This window comes from Vibrio bivalvicida, assembly GCF_001399455.2.
GTDB classification, from domain to species: domain Bacteria; phylum Pseudomonadota; class Gammaproteobacteria; order Enterobacterales; family Vibrionaceae; genus Vibrio; species Vibrio bivalvicida.
In genome coordinates this window covers 17,317-38,464 of record NZ_LLEI02000028.1, presented here as the reverse complement: position 1 = coordinate 38,464, position 21,148 = coordinate 17,317, and the positions used below count along the sequence as shown (strand labels likewise).

General features: G+C 46.7%; 17 protein-coding genes. 12 read left to right on the top strand and 5 right to left on the bottom strand.

Translation table 11 applies throughout. The features are described from left to right. Positions 1-247: 247 nt before the first annotated feature. The gene (locus tag APB76_RS10495) at positions 248-3,676 is read right to left on the bottom strand and encodes a hybrid sensor histidine kinase/response regulator (RefSeq protein ID WP_054963454.1); all 3,429 of its coding nucleotides are present in this window, start codon (positions 3,674-3,676) and stop codon (positions 248-250) included. A gap of 94 nt (positions 3,677-3,770) precedes the next feature. Next, positions 3,771-4,955 carry a 3-phenylpropionate MFS transporter gene (locus tag APB76_RS10490; RefSeq protein ID WP_054963478.1) on the bottom strand — a complete coding sequence of 395 codons (1,185 nt, stop codon included), beginning with the start codon at positions 4,953-4,955 and terminating at the stop codon, positions 3,771-3,773. A 234-nt stretch (positions 4,956-5,189) separates the two neighbouring features. Between APB76_RS10490 and APB76_RS10485 the strand changes: the two genes are divergently transcribed. The 10 genes from APB76_RS10485 to APB76_RS10440 all read left to right on the top strand — a co-directional run bounded on the left by APB76_RS10485 (position 5,190) and on the right by APB76_RS10440 (position 16,132). Then, a complete protein-coding gene (locus tag APB76_RS10485; RefSeq protein WP_054963455.1) occupies positions 5,190-7,016 on the top strand; it encodes a DUF294 nucleotidyltransferase-like domain-containing protein in 1,827 nt (608 codons plus the stop codon). A gap of 10 nt (positions 7,017-7,026) precedes the next feature. Further along, on the top strand, positions 7,027-7,659 hold the full coding sequence (locus tag APB76_RS10480) for a 3'-5' exonuclease (RefSeq protein ID WP_049844229.1): 633 nt from the start codon (positions 7,027-7,029) through the stop codon (positions 7,657-7,659). A gap of 211 nt (positions 7,660-7,870) precedes the next feature. Further along, positions 7,871-9,820 (top strand): acetate--CoA ligase, encoded by a 1,950-nt coding sequence (acs, locus tag APB76_RS10475; protein WP_054963456.1) that lies wholly within the window; start codon positions 7,871-7,873, stop codon positions 9,818-9,820. 300 nt (positions 9,821-10,120) lie between these two features. Continuing rightward, positions 10,121-10,570, top strand: a complete 450-nt coding sequence (aroQ, locus tag APB76_RS10470) for a type II 3-dehydroquinate dehydratase (RefSeq protein WP_054963457.1) — start codon at positions 10,121-10,123, stop codon at positions 10,568-10,570. Positions 10,571-10,650: 80 nt separating this feature from the next. Then, the gene (gene accB / locus APB76_RS10465; protein ID WP_054963458.1) at positions 10,651-11,115 is read left to right on the top strand and encodes an acetyl-CoA carboxylase biotin carboxyl carrier protein; all 465 of its coding nucleotides are present in this window, start codon (positions 10,651-10,653) and stop codon (positions 11,113-11,115) included. 15 nt (positions 11,116-11,130) lie between these two features. Continuing rightward, positions 11,131-12,474 (top strand): acetyl-CoA carboxylase biotin carboxylase subunit, encoded by a 1,344-nt coding sequence (gene accC, locus APB76_RS10460; RefSeq protein ID WP_049844225.1) that lies wholly within the window; start codon positions 11,131-11,133, stop codon positions 12,472-12,474. Between the two features lie 140 nt (positions 12,475-12,614). Further along, positions 12,615-13,502, top strand: coding sequence for a 50S ribosomal protein L11 methyltransferase (gene prmA, locus APB76_RS10455; RefSeq protein WP_054963459.1), 888 nt, complete (start codon positions 12,615-12,617; stop codon positions 13,500-13,502). Between the two features lie 140 nt (positions 13,503-13,642). After that, positions 13,643-14,605, top strand: a complete 963-nt coding sequence (dusB, locus tag APB76_RS10450; RefSeq protein WP_054963479.1) for a tRNA dihydrouridine synthase DusB — start codon at positions 13,643-13,645, stop codon at positions 14,603-14,605. 72 nt (positions 14,606-14,677) lie between these two features. Beyond that, entirely contained in the window at positions 14,678-14,974 is a 297-nt protein-coding gene (gene fis / locus APB76_RS10445; protein ID WP_000462885.1) for a DNA-binding transcriptional regulator Fis, read from the top strand. A gap of 177 nt (positions 14,975-15,151) precedes the next feature. Next, positions 15,152-16,132 (top strand): sensor domain-containing diguanylate cyclase, encoded by a 981-nt coding sequence (locus tag APB76_RS10440; RefSeq protein WP_054963460.1) that lies wholly within the window; start codon positions 15,152-15,154, stop codon positions 16,130-16,132. A gap of 8 nt (positions 16,133-16,140) precedes the next feature. Here APB76_RS10440 and zntR read toward each other — a convergent pair whose 3' ends face one another. After that, complete coding sequence (gene zntR, locus APB76_RS10435; protein WP_054963461.1) at positions 16,141-16,575, bottom strand: Zn(2+)-responsive transcriptional regulator; 435 nt, start codon at positions 16,573-16,575, stop codon at positions 16,141-16,143. Between the two features lie 286 nt (positions 16,576-16,861). Between zntR and purH the strand changes: the two genes are divergently transcribed. Then, positions 16,862-18,472, top strand: a complete 1,611-nt coding sequence (gene purH / locus APB76_RS10430) for a bifunctional phosphoribosylaminoimidazolecarboxamide formyltransferase/IMP cyclohydrolase (RefSeq protein ID WP_054963462.1) — start codon at positions 16,862-16,864, stop codon at positions 18,470-18,472. A gap of 213 nt (positions 18,473-18,685) precedes the next feature. Then, entirely contained in the window at positions 18,686-19,975 is a 1,290-nt protein-coding gene (purD, locus tag APB76_RS10425; protein WP_054963463.1) for a phosphoribosylamine--glycine ligase, read from the top strand. A gap of 74 nt (positions 19,976-20,049) precedes the next feature. Here purD and APB76_RS10420 read toward each other — a convergent pair whose 3' ends face one another. Beyond that, on the bottom strand, positions 20,050-20,751 hold the full coding sequence (locus APB76_RS10420) for a DUF1481 domain-containing protein (protein ID WP_082880289.1): 702 nt from the start codon (positions 20,749-20,751) through the stop codon (positions 20,050-20,052). Between the two features lie 81 nt (positions 20,752-20,832). Further along, positions 20,833-21,105, bottom strand: a complete 273-nt coding sequence (gene hupA, locus APB76_RS10415) for a nucleoid-associated protein HU-alpha (protein ID WP_004742945.1) — start codon at positions 21,103-21,105, stop codon at positions 20,833-20,835. Between the last annotated feature and the right edge of the window lie 43 nt (positions 21,106-21,148).

Here is a 21,148-nt window from a genome sequence, read left to right as displayed (position 1 = left end):
AGCGAGAAGCGAGAAGCGAGAAGCGAGAAGCGAGAAGCGAGAAGCGAGAAGCGAGAAAATTTTTGGAGGGTTGGCACTAAGTGTCAACCCTTTTTCGTTGGATGCGGGATACGGCTCATTCTAAGCTCACATAAGCAGGCACTGTCAAAAGTTACCAATCCACCAACAACTTTCCCTCTTGAAGGACGAAGTCCATTCTCTAGCGTAGCGTTCCATAAGGCGCAGCCCGTTCTCGACTCAGCTTCCTCTAAACCCTATTCAATACCGCCCTTAGTTTTAACGGTTTGACTGGCTTAGGAATAAAGCTAAATCCATTCGATTTAATACCATCGAGCATATCGTCAGTGCGATCGGCGCTAATAATGACGCCGATAAAGCTATCACCTAAACGCAGGCGACACTGCTGAAGCACTTCTAATCCGGTGCGTCCATTGTCGAGTCGATAGTCAGACAAAATCACATCCGGCACCCAGGTATCTTCAATAGCATGTAAACTATTAACCAAATCTACGGCGGTGCGTACATCGCATCCCCAACGCCCAAGCAGTGTTTCCATTCCGACTAAGATATCGCTTTCATTATCAACACAGAGAACTTTCAAATGACTTAAGTCTGATACCAAGCTTGCAGGTGCCGTTTTGACAGGAGCAAGGGCTTTTTCGCTGCGCGCGAGGGTAATCGAGAACACACTACCTTTCCCTGGCCATGAGCGCATTGTGATTTGGTGGCCAAGCACATATGCAATCCCTTTCGATATTGCCAGACCTAGTCCTAAGCCTTGATCAGAGCGTACTTGAGTTCCACGATTAAACTCTTCGAATATCTCTTGCTGCTTATCTTCGTCAATGCCCATACCGTTGTCCCACACATCGATACGCGCCTTGCCTGCCACTCGCCTTACACCCAGAACCACTTTGCCTTTTGGGCTATAGCGGAAAGCATTGGTTAAAAAGTTCTGCACTACACGACGTAAGAGTTTTGGATCCGACTGAACCAGCAACTGGCTAGGTATCATACTGAACTCAATACCTTGCTGCTTGGCAAGCGCGCTAAATTCGGCGTTAAGGTTAGATAAAACGTCATTGATGGCAAAGCCATGGACGTTGATGTCGAGCTTGCCAGATTCTAGGCGAGAAATATCAAGTAAGTCACCAATCAGGTCTTCGGCGGCTCCTAAAGCGCTCTCGATATACTGTGAAAGCTGCTTAGTTTCTGGCTCGTTAGCCACTTCAGACAAAGAGGAGGCAAACAAGCGTGCAGCGTTGAGTGGCTGCATTAAGTCATGGCTTACTGCGGCTAAAAAACGCGATTTAGATTGGGACTCATGCTCTGACTTCTGAGTCGCAGAAACGAGCATTTTATTCAATTGTTCCAACTCTTGAGTACGCTCTTGCACACGTTCTTCAAGTGTTTCATTGGCGTCTTTTAATGCTTGTTCAGCATCACGGAACACGGTGATATCGGTAAAGCTCATAACAAACCCTCCACCCGGCATTGGGTTGCCCTGTACTTCTATCACTCGTCCATCAGGCCTAACTCGTGAAGAGGTATGACGCGTCCCTTGCTCTAAGTGGTAAACACGACGACGTACATGTTCTTCAGGCTCACCGGGACCACATAGACCCTGCTCGGCGTTATGACGAATAACATCAGCGATCGGCCTGCCAACCTGAATCAAACCGACCGGGAAGGTAAACAGTTCCAAATAGCGTTGATTCCAGGCGACCAAACGCAGCTGCTTATCCACCACAGCAATACCTTGGCCGATATGCTCAATTGCCCCTTGCAGTAATCCGCGGCTAAAGTCATACAACTCAGAGGCTTCATCGACAATGGTTGCCACCTCTTCAAGTTGCATGTTTCGGCCTTGCAGCGCAGAAGTAAGGACTAACTTAGCAGATGATGCACCAAAAACACCGGCCAGTACCCTCTCGGTATGACGAATCAAAGTCGAAGGTGCTTGCTGGTTAGGCAGTAAGGTTTCTCTCTGCTGTTGCCAGTACTGTTTGAATGCGCTTCGTACCCGTTGTCTGCCGACAAATCGAGAAGCCAGCATCTCTAGCTCACCCACTGTGACACGGCTTTGATACAAGCTGATGTTTTCACTTTCGGGTAGCGGTGTCCCGACGAAAGAAGCAGACTGTAAGCGCTCACTTAGGCTGGCTCGTGTCAACAGCGACACCACCACATAGCAAAGGGTGTTCAGTGCCACACTCAGTACAATGCCCCAGTCAGAGGTTTTTACTTGCAGATTATGCAGCCATTCAGGTGGAGTGATCATCCACAATAAGAAGTTATCTTGCGCACTTCCCGCCAGCATATCGGTTTGGCTCATTAAGGTAATCAACCACAAGGTGAAACCTACTGCCAAGCCGACATAAACACCTTTTCGGTTACCCTGACGCCAATACATACCTCCAATCAGAGCCGGTGCAAACTGGGTAATGGCGGCAAAAGAGAGGAAACCAATCGCAGAAAGGGAGTGAATGTTACCTAGAGCTTGATAAAAACCCCAAGCTCCGAGCAGTAGTAGCAAGATAAGCCCACGGCGGATTATTAGTAGTAGCCCAGAGAAATGACGATGGTTGCGCTGCGACAGGCGCATCCGGCGTAACAGCAGTGGCATCACCAAATCATTGGAGACCATGATCGCTAGAGCAATGGTTGAAACAATCACCATGCCACTGGCTGCTGACGTCCCGCCAAGGAAAGCCAGCAACGCAATATCCTCAGCCCCAACAGCCATCGGCAGGCTGATAACGTAAGTGTCTGGGCTGGCATCCGTGAGCAATGATTGCCCGACCCAAGCTATCGGCAAAACAAAAATACCCATCAAAATCAAATAGAGTGGGAACAACCAACGCGCGGTATGCAGATCTTGGGCACGTTCATTTTCTACTACCATGGTATGGAACTGGCGTGGTAAACAGACGATCGCCAGCATGGTAAGTACGGTATGGATGACCAAAGTAGGTAGATTAGGCGATTGGTAGGTTTGACGTGCGATCTGTGCAAGTTCAACATCATTACGATTAAGCGCCAGAAATAGGATAAAAATACCAACGGCAAGGAATGCCACCAGCTTGATAATAGATTCAAACGCAATCGCCATCATCATGCCACGGTGGTGCTCGGTATTATCAATATGGCGAGTGCCAAACAGCATGGTGAAAATAGCCAGTGCCCCGACCACGAACCAAGAGACATCAATACTTGAACCTGCAAAACTTCGCGGTATTTGTGGCGAAATTATCTCTAACCCCATGGTAATACCGCGCAATTGCAGGGCGATATAAGGGAGAATACCCGCCACAGCTATCAGTGTAACCACCACAGCTAAGCCTTGTGATTTACCATAACGCGCCGCAATAAAGTCGGCAATGGAAGTAATGTGCTCACGTTTGGCAGTGATGATTAAACGAGCGAGAACGCGCCAACCAAGGGTAAAAACTAGAATCGGGGCGATGTAGATTGGCAAGAAGGCCCAAGGATTATTACTCGCCTGTCCCACAGTGCCATAGAAAGTCCAAGAGGTGCAGTATACCGCAATAGATAGACTGTAAATCCAAGGTCGCCATTTCGCCAACCAGCTATGCCTTTTATCCCCATACCAGGCAATGAGGAACAGTAGTCCGAGATACATCAGTGATACGGTGATCACTAGCCAACCCTGCATCAGATATCCTTATCGTGCGCTAAACAAAAAAACCTCTCCATATTGGAGAGGTTTCATTTAACTAGGGATAGGATTTCAACTCAATCTGCGAAGCTTAATTCTGTGCATTGGGCTCCGCTTTCGATACATCAGCCACTTGATGTTTCTGAGGTTCAACGTTGATAAACAGCGCCAAAACACCCATTACGGCCATCGCCCAGAACACATTCGCACCCCAGTTTTCGTAACCCCAACCACTCAGTGTTGTCATTAAAGCAATGAATGCTCCCAAAGGAATCGCATTGTACAGAGCTTGCAGCGCAACCATTTTTCTCTGCTCAGAGTGTTGGATGTATTGAATCGCAGCAATATGCGCCATAGCAAACGTCACACCATGAAGAAGCTGAATCAGAACCAGAGCCACTAACGCTGTTGTCGAAGCTGTCAAACCCCAACGTACCACCACACCAATCGCCGCTACGGTAAATAAGGCTCTTAGTGTCCAACCAGAGAATAGACGCTTACTTAGAGCGAAAATGGCCACTTCAGCTATGACACCTAAACTCCATAGATAACCAATAATATCTTCAGAGTAACCCGCCTCTTTCCAGTAAATAGAACTAAAACTGTAATACGCCGCATGGCTACCTTGAATAAGCGACACTAAAATAAGGAATTTAACCACTGGTAGCTCGCGTAGCAGCTCTGTCAGCTTAGGACGCTCGGCATTTTCTGCCGCAGTCGTCACTGGCATTGGGCTAATATTACGCATCGAAAACACTAATGCCGCCACGGTACCTGCCAGTGCAGTGTAAAGAATCATGTCAGTGCCGTACTGGGCGACTAAAAAGCCAACCACCGTAGAGCCCGCTATAAAGGCGATTGAGCCCCACAAGCGAGTGCGGCCATAATCCAGCATTTGCAAACGTGAATAGTAGTTCGCCATAGCATCAGACAAGGGAACAATAGGGCCACAGCACAGATTGAACAACACAGTCGCCAATGCCATTAACCAGAAACTACCACCAGTAAAAAAGTGGAAACCAACAAATAAGATGGCGGCAAAACTGAGCCAGCGCAGTGCAGGCATTAGCTGTTCCACTTTGTGAATACGCGGCGTGAGCACCATGTTCGCAACACACCGCGTCGCAAAACCAATGCCGACTAGCAATCCGATATCGGTAGCTGATACTCCCTGCTCTTCAAACCACAGCGCCCAAAATGGCAAATAGACACCATAAGCGAAAAAGAAACCAATAAAATACTGGGAAATCCAGCCGAATGGAGATGGGGTGAGCATCATTACCTCTGAATACATAGTGGGTTGGAACAGGCCTGCCGTATTATCGTTTGCCTTGCTGAAAATAAAAAGGGAATAATCGTCACAACTGCGTTTCCCTATTCTCACTATTTTCATCATTAGTGAAAGATTAAATTCAAGAGTTTCATTTATAGATTCGACCAAAGTCGTCTGGAACAATTATGTTAATCCTTCACACTTAGCATATAGAGTTGCCATGGAGTAGGGTTCGCAATGCCAGATAAATTTAACATGCACTCCCCACCATTTGACCGCCTGAATAGCCAACAGCAAAGTAAGCTACGTAGCTCCCTCGACGTGGCTTATTTTCGAGCGAAAGAGACCTTGCTAGAAGCAGGAACAGCAAGCCAGCATTTACACATTGTGATCAAAGGTGCGGTAGAAGAACGCTCGGAAGACGATAAAGAAATCTTTGCTCACTACGCCAATGATGACCTTTTTGATGTACGCGCTCTGTTTGAAGACAGTGTCAAACACCGTTATATCGCGTTAGAAGATACTCTCTCTTACCTGCTACCAAAGTCTATTTTCATTGACTTGTATAACGAAAATGGCCAATTCGCGGCCTACTTTGATAACAACCTCGCTCGTCGCCAAGAGCTGGTCGATGCGGCCCAGCAACAGCAAAACCTGGCCGAGTTTATCCTGACCAAGGTCGACAAAGAGATCTATCACCCGCCAATGATACTCTCTCCCGACCAACCGCTGAATGAAGTCACACAAACGCTCAAGCAAAATGGCATTGACTCTGCGTTGGTACGTTTAAATGATTCCGATGTCCGCCTTGTTGATGATACTCACTCTATGCCCTACGGCATTATCACTCGCACCAATATGCTGCATGCCGTTATGCTTGAAGGTCATCCACTCGACACTCCAGTAGGCAAAATTGCCACTTTCCCAGTGGTGCATGTTGAGGACGGTGAGTTTCTATTCAATGCGATGATCAAAATGACTCGCCATCGAATGAAACGCGTGATGGTCGCCGATGGAAAACAAGCCGTCGGTATGCTTGATATGACACAGATTCTGAGTGCTTTTTCAACCCACTCGCACGTATTGACCTTAAGTATTGCCCGATCCACTAGTGTCGAAGAGCTTGCACTGGCCTCAAACAGGCAACGCCAATTGGTAGAAAGCTTGCTCAACAACGGCATTCGCACACGATTTATTATGGAGCTTATCTCTGCAGTCAACGAGCAGATCATAGAGAAAGCCTTTGAACTGATTGTTCCTCCTGCCCTTCACGATCATTGTTGTTTGGTCGTTCTAGGCTCAGAAGGGCGTGGGGAACAAATACTTAAAACTGACCAAGACAACGCTTTGATAATCAAAGATGGTCTGCACTGGCACCAATGTGAAACCGTGATGAGCCAACTGACCCACACACTGCAGCAACTTGGCTACCCACTTTGTCCCGGCAATGTCATGGTCAATAATCCGAAATGGGTCAAAACTCAATCAGAATGGAAGAGCACCGTCAGCCAATGGTCTAAACCGAGTTCTTCTGAGCAAGTGATGGACTTAGCCATTTTCACCGACGCGCACGCGGTTGCCGGCAATAAAGCACTACTAGAGCCCATTACTCAACATCTGAAACAAACCATGTTCAATAACATGCTGGCGCTACAAGATTTCTCTCGCCCAGCACTACAGTTTTCTCTACCGCTGACTCTGCTTGGCAATGTAAAGAAGGATAAGCAAGGTGTCGATGTCAAAAGCGGTGGTATTTTCCCTATTGTTCACGGTATTCGGACCCTGGCACTTGAATACGGTATTGAAGAAAAAAATACTTTCGAGCGCATAGAGGCATTACGGGTGAAACGAATACTCGAACCCGATACAGCCGATAATCTCACTGAAGCACTTAAGCTGTTTTTCAAGCTGCGCCTTAGTCAGCAACTGAGCAACCAACACAGCCACAATCGGATAGACCTTAAACAGATAGATCGCACCGAACGAGACTTGCTGCGCCATAGTTTACACGTAGTGAAAAAGTTTAAGCAGTTCTTGGGCTATCATTATCAGATAAGGGATTAGAGGCGGCGTTATGAACTGGTTGCAACGACGTTATTGGTTTCACAAGCTAAAAGGCTCTTCTTACCAGCCTCTGTTTGGCTCGGTTAACAAAGAGGAGTATGTGTCGCTCGATTGTGAAACCACCAGCTTAGACCCTAACCGAGCCGAGTTGGTGACGATTGCTGCCACTAAAATCATCGACAATCGCATTATTACCAGCAAGCCGTTCGAAGTGAGGCTCAGAGCCCCGCAATCCCTTGATTCTGGCTCTGTCAAAATCCACCGAATGCGCCATCAGGATCTAATTGATGGCATTGACGAGAAACAAGCCTTGATTCAGCTACTCGCCTTTATAGGCAATCGCCCATTAGTCGGCTATCACATTCGTTACGACAAAAAAATTCTCGATCTCGCCTGTCGCAAGCAACTTGGTTTTCCGCTACCAAATCCGCTCATTGAGGTGAGTCAGATCTATCACGATAAACTGGAAAAGCATCTACCGAATGCCTACTTTGATCTTAGTTTGGATGCGATTTGTAAGCACCTCGATTTGCCTATGCAAGATAAACACGACGCGCTGCAAGATGCCATTTCTGCCGCCTTAGTATTCGTTCGGCTAACAAAAGGTGATCTACCTAGCTTAAATCTGCCCTATACCCGTTAACCTAACTTACGACCAAGTTCTCAATTTGCGTTTTAATTCCTTCATTTCAAAGCAGATCTAGCTTTCTCATCCTAAAGTCTAATTGTCGAATTGTCGCCTGTGATTGAAAGTTATGGGTAAAAGGATTGTACGACGTCAGGGTCAGGTGACCTGATCGTTTTAAACGGACACTTGCTCAATTCACAACGAATTAGGCACAAGGAGATAAGCAATGAGTGAAGCCCATATTTATCCGGTAAAAGAGAACATCAAAAAAAACACCCACGCGGATAACGACACCTACCAAGCTATGTACCAACAATCAGTAACAGATCCAGTTGGCTTCTGGAGTGAGCACGGCAAAATCGTCGATTGGATAAAACCTTTCACTCAAGTAAAAAATACCTCATTTGATACCGGCCACGTTGATATCCGTTGGTTTGAAGACGGTACGCTGAATGTTTCTGCGAACTGTATTGACCGCCACCTAGCCGAGCGCGGCGATGATGTAGCGATTATCTGGGAAGGTGACGATCCGAATGATGATAAAGCTCTCACCTTCAACCAACTACACAAAGAAGTGTGTGAGTTTTCTAACGCCCTGAAAGAACAAGGCGTTCGTAAAGGCGATGTCGTTTGTCTTTATATGCCAATGGTGACAGAAGCAGCGGTTGCCATGCTAGCTTGTACCCGTATTGGTGCGGTACATACGGTGGTATTCGGTGGCTTCTCTCCTGAAGCGCTTTCTGGCCGTATTATAGACTCAGACGCGAAAGTCGTCATTACAGCTGACGAAGGTGTGCGTGGTGGTCGTGCCGTTCCGCTGAAAAAGAATGTTGATGAAGCACTGACCAACCCAGAAGTGAAAACCATCGACAAAGTCATCGTTATGAAGCGCACAGGCGGCAATATTGACTGGCATGAACACCGTGATGTGTGGTGGCACGAAGCAACAGCAAACGTTTCTTCTGACTGCCCGCCAGAAGAGATGAAAGCAGAAGATCCACTCTTCATCCTCTACACTTCAGGCTCAACAGGTAAGCCCAAAGGTGTTCTTCACACCACAGGTGGTTACCTTGTCTACGCGGCCATGACATTTAAGTATGTATTTGACTATCAGCCGGGGGAAACGTTCTGGTGTACAGCTGACGTAGGTTGGATTACAGGCCACACTTACCTTGTTTACGGTCCATTGGCTAATGGCGCTAAGACTATTCTATTTGAAGGTGTGCCTAACTACCCAAGCACCAATCGCATGAGCCAAGTGGTTGATAAGCACCAAGTGAATATCCTTTACACGGCTCCAACCGCTATTCGTGCACTAATGGCAAAAGGTAATGAAGCGGTTGAAGGTACCTCTCGTAGCAGCCTACGTATTATGGGCTCAGTGGGTGAACCAATTAACCCAGAAGCTTGGGAGTGGTACTACAAAACCATCGGTAACGAAAACTCACCAATCGTTGATACATGGTGGCAAACTGAAACTGGCGGTATCTTGATTGCGCCACTTCCAGGTGCGACGGACCTAAAACCAGGTTCAGCAACTCGTCCATTCTTCGGTGTTCAGCCTGCTCTGGTTGATAACATGGGTAACATCATTGAAGGTGCGACTGACGGTAACCTTGTTATCCTAGATTCATGGCCAGGTCAGATGCGTACAGTATATGGCGATCATGAACGCTTCGAGCAAACATACTTCTCGACCTTTAAAGGCATGTACTTCACCAGTGATGGCGCGCGTCGTGATGAAGATGGTTACTACTGGATAACAGGCCGTGTTGATGACGTACTTAACGTATCAGGTCACCGTATGGGGACTGCAGAAATTGAATCGGCACTAGTAGCTCACGACAAAATTGCAGAAGCGGCCATTGTCGGTATCCCACACGATATTAAAGGTCAAGCGATCTACGCCTACATCACCCTCAATGATGGCGAGTTCCCAAGTGCTGAACTGCATAAAGAAGTGAAGGACTGGGTTCGTAAAGAAATTGGCCCTATCGCAACCCCAGATGTACTACATTGGACAGATTCACTGCCGAAGACTCGCTCTGGTAAGATTATGCGCCGGATTCTACGTAAGATTGCAACGGGTGATACTGGCAACTTAGGCGACACGTCCACCCTTGCCGACCCAAGTGTGGTTGACAAACTGATTGCTGAAAAAGCCGAGCTAGCGTAATTTTCATAGCCGATGTTTAAAACTTCAAACCGTCACATTATGTGGCGGTTTTTTCATTTTACCGTCTAAAGTACTCCTCCTCACACCTTTCTCCTTGGGCAAAAATGTTACCTCGGTTACAAAAATCCGACTCTAGGCTGGGAGATTAGACCAGTAAATTGCTGCTAAATGCGCTGAATTAGCTATAATCTGGGTCTATTTCAAAGATTCGATGCTATTTTTAATAAAAATCGCATGCTGAATCAGCGATAATATGGGATTATTCCAGTTCATATCATGAAGTAGGAAGATGGCAGCACAATGACCGCAAAATCACGCATTCTTGTCTTAAATGGTCCAAATTTAAACCTGTTAGGTCTACGCGAACCCGCACATTACGGTTCTTCGACGTTACCACAGATTGTCGACACATTAACCAAGCAAGCGAATGACGCCGATGTTGAACTCCAACATCTTCAATCTAATCGTGAATATGAACTGATCGAAGCTATCCACGCGGCGTACGACAAGGTGGATTTTATTATCATCAACCCAGCCGCGTTTACCCACACCAGTGTCGCATTAAGAGATGCGTTACTTGGCGTGGCTATTCCATTTATCGAAGTACATTTATCTAATGTGCATGCTCGCGAACCATTCCGTCATCACTCTTATCTTTCCGATAAGGCTGAGGGCGTGATATGTGGTCTCGGTGCACAAGGATACGAATTCGCTCTGTCTGCTGCAATTAATAAGCTGCAGGCAAAGTAACCCAATTACTGTCAAAGTAAACAAACACTCTGCAGCTCTTATCGAGCTGTCTTATTCACAAGATAAAAGAGAAAGAAAAGATGGATATCCGTAAAATCAAGAAGCTTATCGAGTTAGTAGAAGAGTCTGGCATTGCTGAGCTAGAAATCTCTGAAGGTGAAGAGTCGGTACGCATCAGCCGCAACGGTACTGCAGCACCTGTAGCGCCAATTCAATATGCTGCAGCACCTGCACCTGTTGCAGCTCCGGCTCCAGCGGCAGCACCAGCTCCTGCAGCAGCGCCTGAAGCGGCAGCACCTGCGGTTCCAGCTGGTCATCAAGTTCTTTCTCCAATGGTAGGGACTTTCTACCGTTCTCCAAGCCCAGACGCGAAATCGTTCGTAGAAGTTGGCCAAAGCGTTAGTGCTGGCGACACTCTATGTATCGTTGAAGCAATGAAGATGATGAACCAAATTGAAGCTGACAAGTCTGGTATTGTTACTGCAATCCTAGTTGATGACGGCCAACCAGTTGAATTCGACCAACCACTTGTTGTTATCGAATAACAGAGGCTCTCTCTTATGCTAGATAAATTAGTCATCGCGAACCGAGGTGAAATCGCACTTCGTATTCTTCGCGCATGTAAAGAATTAGGCATCAAAACAGTTGCGGTTCACTCAACTGCTGACCGTGACCTAAAGCACGTACTGCTTGCAGACGAAGCAATTTGTATCGGTCCTGCTCGTGGTATCGACAGCTACCTAAACATCCCTCGCATTATTTCTGCGGCGGAAGTAACAGGTGCAGTTGCTATCCATCCAGGCTACGGCTTCCTATCTGAAAACGCAGACTTCGCAGAGCAAGTAGAGCGTAGCGGCTTTATCTTTGTTGGTCCTAAAGCGGAAACTATCCGCATCATGGGTGACAAAGTTTCTGCTATCACAGCAATGAAAAAAGCGGGCGTTCCTTGTGTTCCAGGTTCTGATGGTCCTTTGGATGATGACGAACAGGCAAACAAAGCGCACGCAAAACGCATTGGCTACCCAGTAATCATCAAAGCTTCTGGTGGTGGTGGCGGTCGTGGTATGCGCGTTGTTCGCTCAGAGAAAGAGCTAACAGAAGCAATCGCAATGACACGTGCAGAAGCAAAATCTTGCTTCAACAACGACATGGTTTACATGGAGAAATTCCTAGAAAACCCTCGTCACGTTGAAGTTCAGGTTATTGCAGATGGCCAAGGGGGGGCAATCCATTTAGGTGAGCGTGACTGTTCAATGCAGCGTCGTCACCAGAAAGTTGTTGAAGAAGCTCCAGCTCCAGGTATTACTGAAGAGATGCGTAAGTACATCGGTGAACGCTGTACCCGTGCATGTCTAGAAATCGGTTACCGCGGTGCAGGTACGTTCGAATTCTTATACGAGAACGGCGAGTTTTACTTCATCGAGATGAACACACGTATTCAGGTTGAGCACCCAGTAACTGAAATGGTGACAGGCGTCGACCTAATCAAAGAACAGCTACGTGTTGCAGCAGGTCAACCTCTATCATTCACGCAGGATGATATCAAGATACGCGGCCATGCTATCGAGTGTCGTATCAACGCAGAAGACCCTGAGCGCTTCCTACCTTCACCAGGTAAGATTGAACGCTTCCACGCTCCTGGCGGTATGGGTGTTCGTTGGGAATCACACATCTACACAGGTTACACAGTACCTCCTCACTACGACTCAATGATCGGTAAGCTGATCACTTTCGGTGAGAACCGCGATGTGGCGATTGCTCGCATGAAGAATGCTCTAGGCGAAATGATTGTAGAAGGTATTAAAGTAAACGTATCGCTACAAGAATCGATCATGAATGATGAAAACTTCCAACACGGCGGTGCCAACATTCATTATCTAGAGAAGAAACTTGGTCTGCAATAAGCGTTTATTGCACTAGTAAAGAATTAAAATGCTCACTTCGGTGAGCATTTTTGTTTTCACCTGTTATTCGTCTATAAAACCCGCAGATTTCTGCTACACTCTGCGCCAAATCACATCTTTTAATGTTGAGAGATCTACTCATGCCTTGGATTCAAATCAAACTCAATGCGACCAAAGATAACGCTGAGCCGATCGGCGATATGCTGATGGAAGATACTGGTGCGCTGTCTGTAACCTTCTTAGATGCGCAAGATACGCCTGTATTCGAACCTCTGCCTGGTGAAACGCGTCTTTGGGGTGATACCGATATCCTAGCGCTGTATGACGCAGAAGCTGATACCAACTTCATCATTGAGCAGACTAAACTTAGCGGCCTACTGGCTGAAGGTTTTGCTTACAAGGTCGAGCAACTTGAAGATAAAGACTGGGAACGCGAATGGATGGATAACTTCCACCCAATGAAGTTTGGTGAGCGCCTATGGATTTGCCCTAGCTGGCGTGAAGTCCCTGAACCAGACGCGGTCAATGTCATGCTTGATCCTGGCCTTGCGTTTGGTACGGGAACCCACCCGACCACAGCTCTGTGCCTTGAATGGCTAGAAGGCTTGGATCTGTCAGGTAAAACCGTAATCGACTTTGGCTGTGGCTCTGGCATCCTTGCGATCGCAGCGATCAAACTCGGTGCAGAGAAGGTTATCGGCATCGACATTGACCCTCAAGCACTCCTTGCATCTAAAGACAATGCAGAGCGTAACGGTGTTGCCGCTCAGCTAGAGGTATTCTTACCTCAAGATCAGCCAGAGGGCTTAGTCGCAGACGTGGTTGTGGCGAATATTTTAGCCGGCCCTCTACGTGAACTTTCACCAATCATTAAGTCTTTGATTAAGCCAAATGGTGAACTGGCGATGTCAGGCGTGCTTGATACTCAAGCCAAAGATGTTGCGAATTATTACCGTGATGAGCTTCACATTGATCCTATCAAGGAGCAAAGTGAGTGGTGTCGCATCTCTGGTCGAAAGCAAGGCTAGACAAGACTTTGTGAGCTAATTGACTGATTTTTGGGCATTTTGCGAAAACAATTTGTAAATGCTCAAATATTAGTCTTTTCACAGCGCAAAAAAATGCGTAAAATGCGCGCCCTTGCTCGGTTAGAACTGTGATTGAAGTTTTGAAGATCGGAAACCACCAACTTAAGAATAATCTCATTGTTGCCCCTATGGCAGGTGTAACGGATAGACCGTTCCGTGAGTTGTGTCTCCGCTATGGTGCGGGAATGGCTGTCAGTGAAATGATGTCGTCAAACCCAAAACTATGGAAGACCTCAAAATCAAAGCAACGCATGGTACATGAAGGCGAATCGGGCATTCGCTCTGTACAAATTGCGGGCGCTGATCCACAGCTTATGGCCGACGCTGCTCAGTTTAGTGTTGAGAACGGTGCACAAATCATCGACATCAACATGGGCTGTCCAGCCAAAAAAGTGAATAAGAAGCTAGCCGGCTCTGCCCTGCTGCAGTACCCAGATATCATCAAAGATATTCTTCGTGCTGTCGTTGATGCAGTCGATGTCCCTGTGACATTGAAAACCCGTACTGGCTGGGATACAGACAATAAAAACTGTGTCCAAATCGCTAAATTAGCCGAAGACTGCGGCATTCAGGCTCTTGCTCTGCACGGCAGAACAAAAGCATGTATGTACAAAGGTGAGGCCGAATACGACAGCATTAAAGCGGTAAAGCAAGCAATCTCGATTCCGGTTATCGCTAACGGTGATATCGATAGCCCAGAGAAAGCAAAGCATGTACTGGAATACACTGGTGCAGACGCTTTAATGATCGGACGCCCTGCCCAAGGTCGTCCGTGGATTTTCCAGGAAATCCGACACTTTTTGGAAAACGGCACCACGATGCCTGAACTTCCTTACCAGGAAGTGAAAGACATCCTGCTTGGTCATGTACATGCTCTCCATAACTTCTATGGAGAGTATTTAGGTCCACGTATTGCGCGTAAGCACGTAGGTTGGTATCTAAAAGAGCATGAGCAAGCGAGTGAGTTTCGCCGTACCTTCAACGCTATCGATGTAGCTGAGCTACAATTTGAAGCGCTTGAAGAGTATTTTGATAAAGCCTAAATAGTTGGAGCTACGGCTTCAAATATGACAGGTAAACGTTGCATCATAATTAAGAGAAGAGCTAGACCGAATATGTTCGAACAAAATCTGACTTCAGAAGCATTAACAGTAACTACAGTAACGTCACAGGACCAGATCACTCAGAAGCCATTACGTGACTCTGTTAAAGCGTCTCTTAAGAACTACTTGGCTCAACTAAACGGCCAAGAAGTAACTGAACTATATGAATTAGTTCTAGCTGAAGTTGAACAGCCACTACTAGATACCATTATGCAGTACACTCGCGGTAACCAAACTCGCGCAGCAACTATGATGGGCATCAACCGCGGTACTCTTCGCAAGAAACTTAAAAAATACGGCATGAACTAATCGTTCATTCGATATTTTAGATTTAAGAAACCGGGTTTACGTCAGTGAACCCGGTTTTTTTATCATTAGAGGTGGTGTTAGTTGCACGAATATTCAGCGATCTGTGATCTATTGCGATTGCTAAGCTCAAAGTGGTCGATATAATAATCAATTACGTTTACGTCCGGATTAATCGACATGGCTGATATGCAAAGGGAAGAATGGCTGAGCCTTATGCTCCGCGAGCTGCCTGATCGTCTGTTGATCATCGATGGACATGGGCTCATCGTAGATAGCTTTGGCGAAGCGACTCAAACTGATCCTACGGCAACCAACAACTATCTCAACCGTACCTTTGGCGATATCCTTCCTGCAACGGTTGCCGAAAGCCTTGAGCAGCACTTTAAACAAGTGTTAGCCACAGGTCAGCGTAAAACCCTGCAGTACTCGATGACACCTTGCCAGCAATTGCAGCTTTCTATTGAAGAACTTGAAGCTTGGAATGGGCTGGACGAAAGATGGTTTGAAGCGTCCCTAAAACCCATCACACTTGCAAGCGGTGCCAAGTATGTGCTGTGGCAAGAAAAAGAGATTACCAAAGCTCACCTACACGAAGCCGAACTCAAAAAGCTTGCTGAGACCGATGAACTTACCGGAATATTAAATCGCCGGGCATTTATGCTCAGACTAGAGCGTGAATTTGATAGTCCAACCCAGCAACACCTCTCTTGCTTGATGATTGACATCGACCACTTTAAAGAAATCAATGACCAAGTGGGCCACTTGTCCGGTGATGACGTGATTGTCCAAGTTGCGCAGATTTGTCAGGGTTTGATTCGCTCAAGCGACTATATCGGCCGCTTAGGTGGTGAAGAGTTCGGTGTGGTATTGTCTCACACTAACGCTATTCAAGCCTACGATATCGCAGAGCGCATCCGTCACTCGATCGAAACAACGCCATGTCAGGTGGATGATCACATCATCTTACCAACAGTGAGTATTGGGATTGCAGAGCTGAATAGTCATGTTTCTTCAGTAAGAGAACTGATGGTACAAGCTGACAAAGCAATGTATTACTCAAAGCAAACAGGAAGAAACCAAGTCACTCTCTACTACGAGAATCTTCCTGATATCAAATCAACCTCAGAGCTTAAGGCAAATATCCGCCGCGCTTCCTAAGTCCTCTTTTATTCTGCATCACAGCAAGAGTCTGGATGTGCTTCACTAGCTAGTGCACCTAAAATCGAACAATGGCTCGCATCGTCGTCCACATGGCCACAGCATGCATCATTAATTTTTTTCAGCGCAGTGCGAATCCGGGTAAGTTCGTTGATCTTGCCATCAATCACACTCAGTTTCGCCGTAGTAATCGCCTTAACTTCTGCACAACTATGCTCCGTTGCTTCTAGCTTTATCTCTAATAGCTCGCGAATCTCATCCAGACTTAAGCCTAAGTCTTTCGCTTTGAGGATAAAGCTCACTTGATCTTGGTTCTGTTCATTATAGAGACGGTAACCCGAGTCGCTGCGACCTGCCGGTTTAATTAACTGATTCTTTTCGTAAAAGCGCAATGTATCTGCGGTTACATTACAGCGTTTCGCCAACTCACCGATTTGGAACATAACTTTCCCTATTAACTGTTTCGTTACGTTTAAAGCCTAAACTCGAGCTTTTTACAATTATTTTTGAGATGCCAAACGATTGCGCGAGCTTTTTTGTAATAAATTAGTTAGAATGTGCGCCATCAAACTCAGAGACTAGCTTATCAACTACATTTGTTGCAAAGGTCTTTACCAAAACTGGCCAATATCTTACCGCTCGTTTGTAAACAAAGCATAAGAACAAGTTCACTTTTGGCAAATATCTTTATCTTACGTATTAACTCTGTGACTTTGAGGAAATGGAAGCATGACTAACGCTCGTCCTATTCGCCGCGCACTAATCAGCGTATCAGACAAAACTGGTATTGTTGAATTTGCCCAAGCTCTTGCTAACCGTGGTGTTGATATTCTATCAACAGGTGGTACTGCTCGCCTACTGGCAGAAAAAGGCATCTCAGTAACTGAGGTATCAGATTACACTGGTTTCCCAGAAATGATGGACGGTCGTGTTAAGACGCTTCACCCTAAAGTACATGGTGGTGTGCTAGGTCGTCGTGGTCAAGATGACGACGTCATGGAAAAGCACGGTATCAATCCAATCGACATGGTTGTAGTTAACCTTTACCCATTCGCTGAAACAGTGGCGAAAGAAGGTTGTACTCTCGCTGACGCGGTTGAGAACATCGATATCGGTGGTCCAACTATGGTTCGCTCAGCAGCAAAAAACCACAAAGATGTGACGATCGTCGTTAACGCGCACGATTACGAGCGCGTTATCGCTGAGATGGATGCTAACGATACGTCTCTGACTCTAGAAACGCGGTTTGACCTAGCTATCGCAGCCTTCGAGCACACAGCCTCTTACGACGGCATGATCGCTAACTACTTCGGCACTATGGTTCCATCTTACGGTGCCTTTCTACTTGATGAAGAAGGAAAGAAGGCTGACGAAGAGAGCAAATTCCCTCGCACATTCAATCAGCAATTCGAGAAGAAGCAAGACATGCGCTACGGTGAGAACAGCCACCAAGACGCAGCTTTCTATGTTGAAGCAAACCCAATCGAAGCTTCAGTTTCAACGGCTCGCCAATTCCAAGGTAAAGCCCTTTCTTACAACAACATCGCTGACACTGACGCAGCACTTGAGTGTGTTAAAGAGTTCGATGAGCCAGCATGTGTAATCGTTAAGCACGCCAACCCATGTGGTGTGGCTCTGGGTGGCAGCATTCTTGAAGCGTATGACCGCGCATACAAAACTGACCCAACATCTGCGTTTGGCGGCATCATCGCTTTCAACCAAGAGCTAGACGCAGAGACTGCAACGGCTATCGTTGAGCGCCAATTCGTTGAAGTCATCATCGCACCATCTGTATCTGCTGAAGCAATTGAAGTGGTTGCAGCGAAGAAGAACGTTCGCCTTCTAGAATGTGGCGAGTGGACAACTAAGACGACGGGCTTTGACGTGAAACGCGTTAATGGCGGCCTACTGGTTCAAGATCGTGACCAAGGTATGGTAAGCCTAGATGACCTAAAAGTGGTTTCTAAGCGCCAACCAACAGACGAAGAGCTAAAAGACGCCCTATTCTGCTGGAAAGTGGCTAAGTACGTTAAATCTAACGCGATTGTTTACTCGAAGGGTGACATGACTATCGGCGTTGGCGCTGGCCAAATGAGCCGCGTGTACTCAGCGAAGATCGCAGGTATTAAAGCTGCTGACGAAGGTCTACAGGTTGAAGGTTGTGTCATGGCATCAGATGCCTTCTTTCCATTCCGCGACGGTATCGACGCAGCTGCAGAAGCAGGCATCAAATGCGTGATTCAACCTGGTGGCTCTATGCGTGATGACGAAGTTATCGCAGCCGCTGATGAGCATGGTATGGCGATGATCTTTACCGGTATGCGTCACTTCCGCCACTAGAAAGAAGCGAGAGCGCTGCGCTTCTAGAAACGGGAACGCTGCGCTCCGAGAAGAGCAAAACTTATAATTTGTTTTTTGGATATTCCGATATTTGAAATACGTTAGAGCAAGCCAGTGCCTTTAGTTCAAGGAAAACACGCGGAGCTTATGACTATAAGTGAGCATGTTTGACACAGAAATAAAGATACTGGCGCAGCTATAAGGATTTAAAAAATGAATGTACTTATTATTGGTGCCGGCGGTCGTGAACATGCACTAGGCTGGAAAGCGGCGCAAAACCCAAACGTAGAAACCGTATTTGTTGCACCTGGTAACGCAGGTACCGCTCTTGAGCCTAAGCTTGAGAACGTAAACATAGGTGTTGAAGCTATTTCCGAACTGGTTGCTTTCGCGCAAGAGAAGAAAATCGAGCTAACCATTGTTGGCCCTGAAGCTCCGCTTGTTATTGGTGTGGTTGATGCGTTCCGTGAAGCTGGCCTGCCAATCTTTGGCCCAACAGAAGCGGCGGCGCAGCTAGAAGGCTCTAAAGCATTCACTAAAGACTTCCTAGCTCGTCATAACATCCCAACCGGCGCATACGCTAACTTCACTGAAATTGAACCTGCATTGGCTTACGTTCGTGAGCAAGGCGCGCCTATCGTGGTTAAAGCAGACGGTCTTGCCGCTGGTAAAGGTGTAATTGTTGCGATGACGCTTGAAGAAGCGGAAAACGCTATCAAAGATATGCTCGCGGGTAATGCATTTGGCGAAGCAGGTAGCCGCGTGGTTATCGAAGAGTTCCTTGACGGCGAAGAAGCTAGCTTCATCGTAATGGTGGATGGTCAAAGCGTTCTTCCTATGGCCACCAGCCAAGACCACAAACGCGTTGGCGACAAAGATACTGGCCCAAACACTGGTGGCATGGGTGCATATTCTCCTGCACCAGTAGTGACTCCAGACATCCACGAACGCATTTTAGAAGAGGTTATCTACCCAACAGTTCGTGGTATGGATGCAGAAGGTCACCCATACACTGGCTTCCTCTACGCGGGTCTAATGATCGATAAAGACGGCACGCCAAAGGTTATCGAATATAACTGCCGCTTCGGCGATCCAGAAACTCAACCTATCATGATGCGTATGGAATCGGATCTTGTTGAACTGTGCCTAATGGCTATCGACGAAAAACTTGATCAAGCAGAATCTAAATGGGATCCACGCGCGTCTATCGGTGTTGTCCTAGCTGCCGGAGGTTATCCTGCAGATTACGCAAAAGGTGATGTTATTTCTCTACCAGCGGAACAAGTAGCGGGCCAGAAGATCTTCCACGCTGGTACAGCAAGCAACGCATCTGGTGAGATAGTGACAAACGGCGGTCGCGTGCTATGTGCAACGGCTCTTGGCAATAGCGTCTCAGAGGCTCAAGAGCAAGCGTACTCGCTGGCTAAGCAAGTACGCTGGAGTGGTATGTTCCACCGCAATGACATCGGCTACAGAGCGATTGCACGCGAGCAAGAGAAATAGATAACACGATCAGTTGGCATATAAACAAAGGCGCTCAATGAGCGCCTTTGTTTTATCTATCATGCTTAATTCTATCACTCTTCGATAAGAACAGGTCTTTCGATACAGTCATGACTATCTTCAGCCAGCATCAATAACTGACTGACCTTCACTTTATTGCGTTGGGTAGTACCCAAAAATGCAGCATAACTGTCAACGCTTGATAGGCGGTTGATAACAAAACTTGGCAGTGTCTCGTTAAACTCGACTTGCTCATAACTCTGGCCAGAGCAGGTATCAAAATTTGAGCCATCCCAATAGCCTTGAATCAAACGAATTCCTGAACTGCTCTGCGCTTTGGTTCTTTTGGGAATATTCAACGCTTCTTGCTTGAGCCAAGCGAGCTTATCCGCTTTTAGTGGCAGAACTTTCCCATCAAGGCGGTACTGTTGATAGATCGCTTCCCCATCTTTATTAAAACGAACGTGAATGCGATACGAAACTAAGCCTTGGTTATCTTTAAGTTGCAGTCCCTCACGAATCAATTCTCTAAGGTCGCCATCTTCCCAGCGGTAGTCAGATTTATACCACCCATAATCGCCGGCGCTAACATAGTCTGCCGCCGTGTAAGGAAAAGAGAGACGTTCGGTATACCAATACAAGCTGGTTGCATCCCCGATACTTTGACCGCCTGTGTAATCAGAAAACTGGTCTAAGTTTGGAGTGGAAATACTTGAAGAGCATCCGACAAGTAAAGAAGTGATTAGTGAAGGTATTAGTAGTTTTTTCATCGTCATAAACAAATATACGCCAAGATAGTCGCTACCTTGACGTATTATATACAATTCCGAGTTTGAAACTCTGAAATCAGTAATAAATTATTTTACTGAATCTTTCAGCGCTTTACCTGCTACGAATGCAGGAACGTTTGCCGCAGCGATTTGAATCTCTGCACCAGTTTTAGGGTTACGACCAGTACGTGCTGCGCGGTGGTTAACTTTGAATGTACCAAAACCAATTAGTTGAACTTGGTCACCCTCTTTAAGTGCATCAGTCACACCTTCAAGAGTTGCTTCAAGAGCAGCTTTAGCTTGTGCTTTAGATAGGTCTGCTTTCTCTGCAATAAAGTCGATTAATTGGGTCTTGTTCATTAGGTTTCCCTTCTCATATGTTATCGAATTCAACTCACTCTAA

What these genes read in the sequence shown, in the direction of transcription:
- APB76_RS10440 (WP_054963460.1), top strand. Translation starts at nt 15,152, where the DNA reads ATGGCTGATATGCAAAGGGAAGAATGGCTGAGCCTTATGCTCCGCGAG.
- accC (WP_049844225.1), top strand. Translation starts at nt 11,131, where the DNA reads ATGCTAGATAAATTAGTCATCGCGAACCGAGGTGAAATCGCACTTCGT.
- acs (WP_054963456.1), top strand. Translation starts at nt 7,871, where the DNA reads ATGAGTGAAGCCCATATTTATCCGGTAAAAGAGAACATCAAAAAAAAC.
- purH (WP_054963462.1), top strand. Translation starts at nt 16,862, where the DNA reads ATGACTAACGCTCGTCCTATTCGCCGCGCACTAATCAGCGTATCAGAC.
- APB76_RS10495 (WP_054963454.1), bottom strand. Translation starts at nt 3,676, where the DNA reads ATGCAGGGTTGGCTAGTGATCACCGTATCACTGATGTATCTCGGACTA.
- purD (WP_054963463.1), top strand. Translation starts at nt 18,686, where the DNA reads ATGAATGTACTTATTATTGGTGCCGGCGGTCGTGAACATGCACTAGGC.
- aroQ (WP_054963457.1), top strand. Translation starts at nt 10,121, where the DNA reads ATGACCGCAAAATCACGCATTCTTGTCTTAAATGGTCCAAATTTAAAC.
- accB (WP_054963458.1), top strand. Translation starts at nt 10,651, where the DNA reads ATGGATATCCGTAAAATCAAGAAGCTTATCGAGTTAGTAGAAGAGTCT.
- zntR (WP_054963461.1), bottom strand. Translation starts at nt 16,575, where the DNA reads ATGTTCCAAATCGGTGAGTTGGCGAAACGCTGTAATGTAACCGCAGAT.
- fis (WP_000462885.1), top strand. Translation starts at nt 14,678, where the DNA reads ATGTTCGAACAAAATCTGACTTCAGAAGCATTAACAGTAACTACAGTA.
- prmA (WP_054963459.1), top strand. Translation starts at nt 12,615, where the DNA reads ATGCCTTGGATTCAAATCAAACTCAATGCGACCAAAGATAACGCTGAG.
- APB76_RS10480 (WP_049844229.1), top strand. Translation starts at nt 7,027, where the DNA reads ATGAACTGGTTGCAACGACGTTATTGGTTTCACAAGCTAAAAGGCTCT.
- hupA (WP_004742945.1), bottom strand. Translation starts at nt 21,105, where the DNA reads ATGAACAAGACCCAATTAATCGACTTTATTGCAGAGAAAGCAGACCTA.
- APB76_RS10490 (WP_054963478.1), bottom strand. Translation starts at nt 4,955, where the DNA reads ATGCTCACCCCATCTCCATTCGGCTGGATTTCCCAGTATTTTATTGGT.
- APB76_RS10485 (WP_054963455.1), top strand. Translation starts at nt 5,190, where the DNA reads ATGCCAGATAAATTTAACATGCACTCCCCACCATTTGACCGCCTGAAT.
- APB76_RS10420 (WP_082880289.1), bottom strand. Translation starts at nt 20,751, where the DNA reads ATGACGATGAAAAAACTACTAATACCTTCACTAATCACTTCTTTACTT.